Source organism: Embleya sp. NPDC025285 (assembly GCF_055558835.1).
The window spans coordinates 1-11,841 of sequence record NZ_JBVHLU010000186.1 but is presented as its reverse complement, the minus strand read 5'-3'; the positions used below and the strand labels follow the sequence as shown (position 1 = coordinate 11,841).

Sequence of the window (11,841 nt, the reverse complement as noted above, 5' to 3'; positions counted from 1 at the left end):
GCGGCCCCGCGGATCCCGGTGGTCGCCAACCTCACCGGCCGAATCGCCGAGGCCGACGAACTGACCGACCCCGGCTACTGGGTGCGCCAGGTTCGCGAACCGGTCCGCTTCGCCGACGGGATCGGCTCGCTCTCCGCCCAAGGCACCACCGCCTTCGCGGAGATCGGCCCCGACGCTGTGGCCGGCGCGATGGCACGGGAGAACACCGATCCGCAGGCGGGCCCGACCGTCGTGACGTTTCTGCGCCGGGACCACGCGGACACGGCGACATCGATCACCGCGCTGGCCACCCTCCACACGGCGGGAATCCGGGTCGACTGGTCCGGCATCCTGGCCGGGCGCGGCGGCCGCCGCGTGGAGTTGCCGACCTTCGCCTTCCAGCGGCGGCACTACTGGCTCGCGACCGAGCACCCCGCCGTCCGCACCGCTGCCGCCCGAGAGACCGCCGGGATCGACCCCGAGGCCGGCCGGCGGTACACGGTGCGGTGGCGGCCGGTCGCCGAACCGCCGACTGCCAGGCTGTCCGGCGCCTGGATGCTGATCTCGTCGCGCGCGGGCGACACCACGTTCACCACGGCGTGTGGGCGCGCGCTCGAAGAGCGCGGCGCGCACGTCGAGCACGTCACCGTCGAGCCCGGCGCGCTGAACCGCGAGGCGCTGGCCGTACTGCTCCGGAATCACGCCGACGTTACCGGTGTCGTCTCGCTCCTCGGCCGCGAAACGGCCCCCGACCCCGACACCCCCGGGCTGAGCACCGGCCTGGCCGGCACCCTCGCCCTCGTCCAGGCGCTGTGTGACCTGGGTTCGGCGGCCAGGGTGTGGAGCCTGACCCAGGGTGCGGTGACCACCGGCCCCTCGGATCCGCTGCGGTATGTCGAACAGGCCCAGATCTGGGGCCTGGGCCGTACCGTCGCGCTGGAGCACCCCGCCCTGTGGGGCGGTCTGATCGACCTGCCCGACGCGCCCGACGCGCCGGCCTGGTCCCGGACGGCGGCGATGATCGCCGACGGCGCCGAGGACCAGGTCGCCGTACGCGCCGCCGGGGTGCGGGTACGGCGGCTGTCCGCCGCGCGGCCGGCGGGCCGTTGCGCCGACTGGCAGCCCGCCGGTCGGATCCTGATCACCGGAGGGACCACCGGCCTCGGCGCCCGGGTGGCCCGGTGGGCCGCGGAACGTGGCGCGGACGAACTGGTGTTGGTCGGCAGGCGGGGCGCGGACACCCCCGGCGTGGACCGGCTGACGGCCGACCTCGCCGATCTCGGCGCGCGGGCCATCGTGGTGTCCTGCGACCTCGCCGACCGGGCCGCACTGGCCCGGCTCGTCGCCGAGGCGGAAGCCGACGGCGATCCGATCCGGGCCGTCGTGCACACCGCGGGGCTCGCTCAGGACTGCGCCGTCCTCGACACCGACCCGCAGAGCTGCGCGGACATCCTCGCGGGCAAGGCGGTAGGTGCCGCGAATCTCGACGCGGTGCTGGGCGAACGGCCGTTGGACGCCTTCGTGCTGTTCTCCTCGGTCGCCGGCGTCTGGGGCGGCGGCGTCCAGGGCGCCTACGCCGCGGCGAACGCCGCCCTGGACGCGCTGGCCGAGCAGCGCCGCGGCCGCGGCCTGGCCGCGACCTCGATCGCGTGGGGTCCCTGGGCCGACGACGGCATGGTCGGCGCGGAGCGCGACGTGCAACGGCTGGCTCGGCGCGGCCTGCGCCCGCTCGACCCGGCCGACGGCCTGGCCGCGCTCGCCCGCGCGGCCGGCGGCCCGGAGGCGACGGTGGCCGTCGTGGACATGGACCGGCAACGGTTCGCCGCCGCCTTCACCGCGCTGCGACCCAGCCCGCTGCTGAGTGACCTCGCCCCGGCCACCGAAATTCCGGAGGGCGGCAGGCACGAGACCTCGACGGACTCCGAACTCGGCCGCCGTCTCGCCGCGGCCCCGCCCGCCGACCGGCCCGCTCTCGCGCTCGACGCGGTACGCGCCCAGGTCGCGCAGGTACTCGGGCACGCCTCGGCGCGGACGGTCGACGCCGACCGCGCGTTCCGCGACCTCGGCTTCGACTCGCTCACCGCGGTCGAACTGCGCGACCGGCTCAGCGTCCTGATCGGCTTCCCGCTGGCCGTCACCACCGTCTTCGACCACCCGACATCGGCCGCGCTGGCCGCGCACCTGTGCGACGAACTGGCCGGTGAACAACGGTTCATCGGCTCGCCGGTCCCGGCCGCCGCCCGGGCCGCGTCGCACGAGCCGATCGCGATCGTCGGAATGGCCTGCCGGTTTCCCGGCGGTGTCGCCTCCCCCGAGGACCTGTGGCGGCTGGTCGCCGACGGCGCCGACGCGATCGGCCCCTTCCCGGCCGACCGGGGCTGGGACCTCGACGGCCTCTACCACCCGGACCCGGACCGTCCCGGCACCTCGTACACCCGACACGGCGGATTCCTACCCGGTGCCGCCGAGTTCGACCCCGGCTTCTTCGGGATCTCGCCGCGCGAGGCGCTGGCGATGGACCCGCAACAGCGGCTGCTCCTGGAGACCTCCTGGGAGGCGTTCGAACGCGCCGGGCTCGACCCGACAGCGCTCAGGGGCACCTCCACCGGCGTCTTCGTCGGCGGCTCACCCTCCGGCTACGGGATGGGCGCGCGCGGAACGGACGGCGCGGAGGGCTACGCGCTCACCGGCAGCGCGGGCAGCGTGCTGTCCGGTCGACTGGCCTACACCTACGGCCTCGAGGGCCCGGCGGTGACCGTGGACACCGCGTGTTCGTCCTCGCTGGTGGCGCTGCATCTGGCCGTCCAGGCGCTGCGGCGCGGCGAATGCGAGGCGGCCCTCGCCGGGGGCGTCGCCGTGATGGCGGTCCCGACGGGCTTCGTCGAGTTCAGCCGCCAGCGTGGGCTGGCCGGGGACGGCCGTTGCAAGTCGTTCGCGGCGGCGGCCGACGGCACCGGCTGGTCCGAAGGCACCGGCGTACTGTTGCTCGAACGGCTCTCGGACGCCCGCCGGCACGGGCACCGGGTGTGGGCGCTGGTCCGCGGCAGCGCCGTCAACCAGGACGGCGCCAGCAACGGTCTGAGCGCGCCGAACGGACCGTCGCAGCAGCGGGTGATCCGACTCGCTTTGGCCGACTCCGAGCTGACACCCGATCAGGTGGACGCGGTGGAGGCGCACGGCACCGGCACCACATTGGGCGACCCCATCGAGGCGCACGCGCTGATCGCCACCTACGGGCGGGACCGGCCCGCCGACCGGCCGTTGCGGCTCGGCTCGGTGAAGTCCAACCTCGGGCACGCGGCGGCCGCGGCCGGCATGGCGGGACTGATGAAGACGGTCATGGCGCTGCGGCACGGCGTGCTCCCCAAGACGCTGCACGTGGACGCGCCGTCACCGCACATCGACTGGTCGGCCGGTGGGGTCGAGCTGCTGACGGAGCAGACGCCCTGGCCGGACACCGACCGGCCGCGCCGGGCCGGCGTCTCCTCGTTCGGAATAAGCGGCACCAACGCGCACGTGATCGTGGAACAGGCGCCCCCCGAACCGACGTTCCCGGACGCCCCCGAGCCCACGTACCCGGACGCCACCGCCCCGACGGACCCGGACACCCCCGGGGACGAGGCCCCGGCCACCGCCCCGCTGCCGTACCCGCTGTCCGCCCGCACCGCAAGCGACCTGCGCACCGTCGCCGACCGGCTCCGCAACCACCTCGGGCAGCACCCCGAACTCGACTTGGCCGACGTCTCCTTCTCGCTGGCCACCACCCGAACCCGGCTCGCCCACCGCGCGGTCGCCGTGGCCCGGGATCGGGACGGCCTGTTGCGCGCACTGGACGGCCTGGCCGCAGGCGAGGCACGCACGGGCGTCGCCGAAGGAACCGGCCCCGCCCGCGAACGCGCCGTATTCGTCTTCCCCGGCCAGGGCTCGCAGTGGGCCGGCATGGCCGCCGACCTCCTGGACGAGGAACGGCTGTTCGCCGAGCACATCGAGCGTTGCGCGGCGGCCCTGGCCCCATACGTCGACTGGTCGCTGACCGACGTGCTGCGCGACCCCGAGGGCGCCGGCCTGGCCCGGGTGGACGTGGTGCAGCCCGCCCTGTGGGCCGTGATGGTCTCCCTCGCCGAACTCTGGCGCGCGTACGGCGTCCGACCCGCCGCCGTCGTCGGCCACTCGCAGGGCGAGATCGCGGCGGCCTGCGTCGCCGGCGCGTTGACCCTCCAGGACGGCGCGAAGATTGTCGCGCTGCGCAGCCGGGCACTGCTCGACCTGTCCGACCGCGGCCTGATGGCGTCCGTCACCATGTCGGAAGCCGAGGCGACCGAGCGGATCGCGGCGCTCGGCGGCGGACTGTCCCTCGCCGCGGTCAACAGCCCCGGCCAGGTCGTTGTTTCCGGAGAGTCCGCGGCGGTACGGACCATGGCCGCCGAGGCTGGACGCGCGCGGATCCTCCCGGTGAGCTATGCCTCGCACTCCGCGCACGTCGACGAGATCCGCGACCGACTGCGCACCGACCTCGCGGAGATCACCCCCGTGACCGGCCGGGTGCCTTTCCACTCGACGGTGACCGGTGGCCCGCTGGACCCGGCGGAACTGGACGCCGAGTACTGGTACACCAACCTGCGCCGCACCGTCCGGTTCGAGCAGACCGTCCGCGGCCTGCTGGAGCAGGGCTACGACACGTTCATCGAAGTGGGCCCGCATCCCACCCTGGTCAACCCGATCGAGGAGATCGCGGCAGCCCTCGGCGCCGAGCACGCGGTGATCGGCAGTCTGCGCCGCCACAACGGCGGCCTCGAACGCTTCCTGCTCTCGGTGGGCGAGGCGGCCGTGCGGGGCGTTGCGCCGCGGTGGAGCACCGTTTTCGCCGGCCGGCGCCCCGGCGTCGTCGACCTGCCGACCTATCCCTTCCACCGGCGGCGCTACTGGCTCGACGCGGCCGACGACACGGCCGCCGCGTACGGCGCCGCGACCGGCGACCCGACCGAGACCCGGTTCTGGGAACTGGTCGAAACCCAGGACCCGCAGGCCCTCGCCGACCTGCTCGACGCCCCCGACCGGCAGCCCTGGCAGGCGGTACTGCCCGCCCTGCACTCCTGGCGGCGCCGGGCCCGCGAGCAGCGGACGGCGGACGGTTGGCGCTACCGCGCCGGCTGGCAGCCCGCCCTCGACCTGCCCGGCGACCCCGCCGCCCCCACCGCCTGGCTGGCAGTCGTACCGGCGGTCCTGGCGGCGGACGAGGAAACCACGGCCCTGATCGCGGCCCTGGCCGACCGCGGCCCGACCGTCACTACCCTCATCGTCGACCCGGCCCGCGGCACCCGGGCCGAACTGGTCCGCAGCCTGGAGGAGGCCCGACCCCAGGGCCCCGGACCGATCGGGATCCTGTCCTTCCTCGGCCTCGACGGCACCGCGCACCCGCATACCGGGGCGGCCCCGGCCGGCCTCGTCGGCACCCTGCTCCTGGCCCAGGCCGCCGCGGACCTCACCGCCGACACCCGGCTGTGGTGCCTCACGCGCGGTGCCGTCGCCGTCGACGGCGAACCGGCGCCCCGGGACCCGCAACAGGCCCGGATCTGGGGCCTGGGGCGGGTGGCCGCACTCGAACTGCCGGACCGCTGGGGCGGCCTGATCGACCTACCGGAACACCTCGACGCGGCCGGCGTCGACCGGCTGCGCCAAGCACTGGTCAACGCCGCGCACGAGGACCAGCTCGCCCTCCGCGCGGCCGGGACCTCCGTCCGCCGGCTGGTCCGGGCTCCACTGCCCGCCGGCGACGCCGTCCGGGACTGGCGGCCGTCCGGCACCGTCCTGATCACCGGCGGCACCGGGCCGTTGGAGATCCGGCTCGCCCACCGGCTGGCCGAGCGCGGCGCCGAACACCTCGTCCTGGCCGGTCGGATCGATCCCGAAGCCGCCGCCCGCCTCGACGCGGAGGCGGGCAGCGCGAGCCCCCGATTCACCACCGCCGAATGCGACATGTCCGACCGCCAGGAGGTGACCGCCCTCCTGGCGCGGCTCACCGCGGCGGGCCACCGGATCACCGACCTGATGCACACCGCAGGAGACCCGGGCCTGTCCCCGCTGCTCGACACCGACCCGGCCGCGCTCGCCGACGTGCTGGCCGACAAGGCGTACAGCGCCCAACTCCTGGACGAGCTGCTCGACCCGGACGAACTGCGCACCGTCGTCTACTTCTCCTCGGTCGCCGCCTCCTGGGGCAGCGGCGAACACGGTGCCTACGCGGCCGCCAACGCGCACCTGGACGCCCTGGCCCAGCGGCACCGCGCACAGGGCCGACACGCCCTGTCCGTGGCCTGGCCGGTCTGGGACCTGTCGGCCGACGCGTACCCGGCCGGCGACCCCGAAGCGACCCGCGCCATCCGCCGGATCGACCTCGGCGGCCTGCGCCTGCTCGACCCCGAACTCGCCCTGACCGCACTCCAGCAGGCCCTCGACCACGACGATACCTGCGTGACCGTCGCCGACGTCGACTGGCCGGTCTTCACCGGCGCCTTCACCGGCCTGCGTCCCAGCCGACTGATCGACACCGTCCCCGAGGCCCGCACCGCCCTCGCCGCACTCGACGAGGAGGCCCGCGCCGCCGCCGACCGGGCCGACGAACTCCGGCGCCAAATCGTCGAGTTGTCTCCGGCGGACCGCGCGCACCGCCTACTGGAGCTGGTCCGCGCGCACACGGCCGCCGCGCTGGGGCACGACTGCGTCGAGGAGATCCGGGCCGAACGCGCCTTCAGCGAACTCGGCTTCGAATCCATCACCGCCGTCGACCTGCGCAACCGGCTGAACCGGCTCACCGGCCTGAACCTGCCGGCCACGCTCGTGTTCGACTACCCGACCCCGCTCGCCCTCGTCGACCTGCTGCTCGCCGAACTCCTGGAGGACGGCATGGCGGGCGCCGATTTCGTCCACGCCGAACTCGACCGCCTGGCCACCGGCCTGGCGTCGGCCACCGTCGGTGAGACGGATCGAGCCGGCATCACCAAGCGGCTCCAAACCCTGCTCGCCACCTGGAACGGCGGCACCGGCACGAACACCGGCGGCGCGACACCCGCCGGGCACAGCGTCGCAGAGGAACTCGAAGCGGCCTCGGACGACGAGATGTTGGCGTTCATCAACACCCGGCTGCGCCGCAGCACCTCGGCGGGATGAACGCCGTGAACCGTCCCGGCTCGCCGAACACCGTGACCCCAGTACCGGAGGACTGCCGTGGCCAATGAAGAGACCCTTCGCGAGTACCTGAAGTGGACCACGGCCGAACTGCACGACGCGCGGCAGCGGATCGAGGAGTTCGAGGCCGAGGCCGCGACCGGCGAGCCGGTGGCGATCGTCGGCATGGCCTGCCGCTTCCCCGGCGGTGTCGCCTCACCGCAGGACCTGTGGGAACTGGTCGACCGCGGCGAGGACGCGATCGGCCCGCTGCCCCGGGACCGCGGCTGGGACCTGGACCGGCTCTACCACCCCGACCCGGAACACCCCGGCACCAGCTACGCCGCGTCCGGCGGCTTCATCGTGGACGTGGCCGGCTTCGACGCCGACTTCTTCGGGATCTCCCCGCGCGAGGCCGTCGCGATGGACCCGCAGCAGCGGCTGCTCCTGGAGACCTCCTGGGAGGTCTTCGAGAACGCCGGGATCCTGCCGGCCACCCTGCGCGGCAGCACGACGGGCGTGTTCATGGGCACCAACACCCTGGACTACGGCTGGACGGCCGGCCGGGTGCCCGACGAGTACGCCGGACACCTGACCACCGGCACCGCCGCCGCCGTGCTCTCCGGCCGACTGTCCTACCTGTACGGGCTCGAAGGCCCCGCCGTGACCGTGGACACCGCGTGCTCGTCCTCGCTGGTGGCCCTGCACCTGGCCGTGCAGTCGCTGCGCAACGACGAGTGCTCGCTGGCTCTGGTCGGCGGCGTCACGGTGCTGTCGTCCCCCGGCCAGTTCCTCGGCTTCAGCGCCCAGCACGGACTGGCCGAGGACGGCCGCTGCAAGGCGTTCGCGGAGGCGGCCGACGGGATGGGCCTCGCCGACGGCGTGGGTGTGCTCCTGGTCGAGCGGCTGGCCGACGCGCGGCGCAACGGCCGCCGGGTGCTTGCGGTGGTGCGCGGCAGCGCGGTCAACCAGGACGGCGCCAGCAACGGCCTGACCTCGCCCAACGGCCCCTCGCAGCAACGGGTGATCCGGCTGGCGCTGGCCAACGCCGGTCTGTCGGCGGCCGACGTGGACGCGGTGGAGGCACACGGCACCGGCACCCGGCTCGGCGACCCGATCGAGGCGCAGGCACTCCTGGCCACCTATGGTCGGAGCCGCCCGGCGGACCACCCGCTCTGGCTCGGCTCGGTGAAGTCGAACATCGGCCACACCGGCGCCGCGGCCGGCGTCGCGGGCCTGATCAAGACCGTCCTGGCGATCCGGGCCGGGACCCTGCCGAAAACCCTGCACGCCGACGAGCGTTCGACGCGGATCGACTGGTCGGCGGGCGCGGTGGAGTTGCTGACCCAGGCGCGGGAGTGGCCCGCCGCGGCCGACCGTCCGCGCCGCGCCGCGGTCTCATCGTTCGGGATCAGCGGTACGAACGCGCACGTGATCATCGAACAGGCACCGGCACCGAAGGCCGAGGCGGTCGCGGGGGAGGGGGCACCCGAGACGCTCCCGCCCATGACGGTGCCGTTCGTGGTGTCGGGCAAGTCGCCGGGGGCACTGCGAGCGCAAGCGGGTCGGCTGGCCGAATTCGTCGCGGCGCATGCCGAGTCGGACCCGGCGGTGATCGCGTCGGCGCTGGCTGCGTCGCGGTCGGTGCTGGAGTGCCGGGGGGTCGTACTGGCCTCGGGGCGCGCGGAGTTGACGGCGGGGCTGGCCGCGCTGGCCGCGGGGGAGTCCGCCGCGGGTGTGGTGTCCGGTGCGGCGCGGTCCTCGGGCCGGACGGTACTGGTGTTCCCGGGGCAGGGTTCGCAGTGGTTGGGGATGGCCGCGGATCTGCTGGACTCCGCAACGGTGTTCGCGGAGCGGATCGCCGCGTGCGAGGGCGCGTTGGCGCCGTTCGTGGATTGGTCGTTGACGTCGATCCTGCGGTCGGAGTCGGAAGAGTGGCTGGACCGGGTGGACATCGTGCAGCCCGTGCTGTGGGCGGTGATGGTCTCCCTGGCCGAACTGTGGCGCTCGTTCGGTATACGGCCGGCCGCGGTGGTGGGCCACTCGCAAGGGGAGATCGCGGCCGCCTGCGTGGCCGGGGCGCTGTCCCTGGCGGACGGCGCGAAGGTCGTGGCGCTGCGGAGCCGGGCGATTCTGGAGTTGGCGGGTGCGGGCGGGATGGTGTCGCTCGGCGTCCCGGTGGATCGTGCCGCCGAGTTGATCGCGGGGTACGAGGGTCGGATCTCGGTCGCGGCGGTGAACGGTCCGTCCTCGGTGACCGTGTCCGGTGAGCCGGCCGCCTTGAACGAAGTGCTCGCGGACTGCGAACGATCGGGCGTCTGGGCACGGCGGATACCGGTGGACTACGCCTCGCACTCGGTGCAGGTGGAGGCCATCCGTGATCGGCTCTCGACGGAACTGGCCGACATCGAACCGCTTGCGGCCACGGTGCCGTTCTACTCGACGGTCATCGCCGAGCGGGTGGAGGAGACCACCGCGCTCGACGCGAACTACTGGTACACCAACCTGCGGCAAACCGTTCGCTTCGAGGAGACGATCCGGCTGCTGCTCCGGCAGGGGTACGACGCCTTCGTGGAGGCCGGCGCCCACCCGGTGTTGACGACGCCGATCGAGAGCACCATCGAAGCCGCCGAAGCCCGCGCGGTGGTGTTCGGAACGCTGCGCCGAGGCGAGGGCGGACTCGACCGCTTCACCGCCGCGCTCGCGGAGGCGTACGTCAACGGCCTCGCCGTGGACTGGTCGCCGCTGCTGGGCGATCGCCCCACTGTCGACGTCGACCTGCCGACCTACGCCTTCCAGCGCCGGCGGTACTGGCTGCGCGACGTCTCGACGGGCGGCGCCGATGACGCGGCCGGACTCGGGCTCACCGGCGAGGGCCATCCCCTGCTGGGCGCCTCGGTGTCCCTGGCCGATGGGCAGGGACTCCTGCTCACCGGGCGGCTGTCGCTGTCCTCGCACCCCTGGCTCCAGGACCACGCGGTCGCCGGGACGGTGTTGCTGCCCGGCACCGCCTTCGTCGAACTGGCCATCCGGGCCGCAGATTCCGTGGGCTGGGGCCTCCTCGACGAACTGGTCCTGGAAGCACCGCTGGTGCTGCCCGAGCACGGCGGAGTTCAGATCCAGGTCGTGGTCGCGGCACCGGACGTCGACGGCGGTCGGACGGTCTCCGTGTTCTCGCGGACCGACGACGACACCGAGCGGGCCTGGGCCAGGAACGCCGTCGGGCTGCTGCGGCCCGAGTCCGCTGCGGTCGCCGCGCCGCCGAGCGCCGCCGACTTCGATCCGACCGAGTGGCCGCCCGTCGGTGCGCAGCCGATCCCGCTGGACGGCTTCTACGCCGACCTGGCCGACGTCGGCTACGCTTACGGCCCGTCCTTCCAGGGGCTGCGCGCCGCCTGGCGCGTGGCCGACAACGTGTACGCCGAAGTGGCCCTCCCCGCCGAACAGCGGGAGAGCGCCGACCGCTTCGGGCTGCATCCGGCCCTCCTGGACGCCGCGCTACAGGCGGTGGCGCTGACCGGCGTCGGCGCGGGCGGCACCGCGGTCCGCCTCCCGTTCGCCTGGAACCACGTCCGGTTGCGGGCCTCCGGCGCGTCGTCACTGCGTGTCCGACTGTCGGTGAACGACGGTGACTCCGTGGCCGTCGAGGCCACCGACAGCACCGGCGGACCGGTGTTCTCCGCGATGGGGCTCACCCTGCGGCCGGTCGCCGCCGACCACCTGGCGCCCGCCGCCGACGAGACGACCGACAGCCTCTATCACCTGGACTGGATCCCGGTTCCTTCCCCGGCGGCCGAACAGCCGAGCGCCGACACCGACCAGGTGGCCTGGCTCGACTGCACCCCCTCGGCGACCCCGATCGGCGACGGCCTCGCGGATGCCGTGTCGGCGGCGACGGCCGACGTGTTGGGGCGGATCCAGGAGTGGCTCGCGGCCGAAGGGGAGACCCGGTCGCGGCTGGTCGTAGTGACGCACAGCGCGGTGGCGGCGGGTCCGGGTGACGTGGTGGCGGACCTCGTGCACGCGCCTGTGTGGGGTCTGATCAGGTCGGCGCAGAGCGAGCATCCCGGCAGGTTCGTCCTGGTGGACACGGACGACACTCCGGCGTCCGGGACGCTGTCGGAGGCTGCCGCGTGGAGTGGGGAACCGCAACTCGCGCTGCGGCACGGCGAGATGCTCGCTCCCCGGTTGGCGCGGGTCGGTGGGTCTGCCGACGTGCTGGTCCCGCCGCCCGGTGCCTGGCGCTTGGACACGACCGGGACCGCGACGCTGGAGAACCTGTCGCTCGTCCCGGTGCCGCGGGACGCGGAGGAAACCGCACTCGACGCGGGGCACATCCGTATCGCGGTGCGGGCCGCCGGTCTCAATTTCCGGGACGTGTTGATCGCGTTGGGTGTGTATCCGGGTGCCGCGTCGATGGGTGGCGAGGGCGCGGGTGTGGTGATCGAGGTCGGTCCGGGGGTGTCCGAGTTCGCGCTGGGTGATCGGGTGTTCGGGATGTTCCCGTCGTTCGGTCCGACGGCGGTGGCCGATGTGCGGACCGTGGCTTTGACGCCGTGTGACTGGTCGTTCGAGCGGGCGGCGTCGGTGCCGGTGGTGTTTTTGACGGCGTATTACGGCTTGGTGGAGTTGGGTGGTCTGCGGTCGGGTGAGTCGGTGTTGGTTCATGCCGGTGCGGGTGGGGTGGGGATGGCGGCG

At 74.0% G+C, this 11,841-nt stretch carries 2 protein-coding genes; both read left to right on the top strand.

What is annotated here, in order from left to right:
* The first annotated feature begins 18 nt into the window (after window positions 1-18).
* On the top strand, window positions 19-7,146 hold the full coding sequence (locus ACZ4FV_RS50300; protein ID WP_465328064.1) for a type I polyketide synthase: 7,128 nt from the start codon (window positions 19-21) through the stop codon (window positions 7,144-7,146).
* 57 nt (window positions 7,147-7,203) lie between these two features.
* Window positions 7,204-11,841, top strand: a 4,638-nt coding sequence (locus ACZ4FV_RS50295; RefSeq protein WP_465328062.1) for an acyltransferase domain-containing protein, incomplete at its 3' end; no start/stop codon positions are given.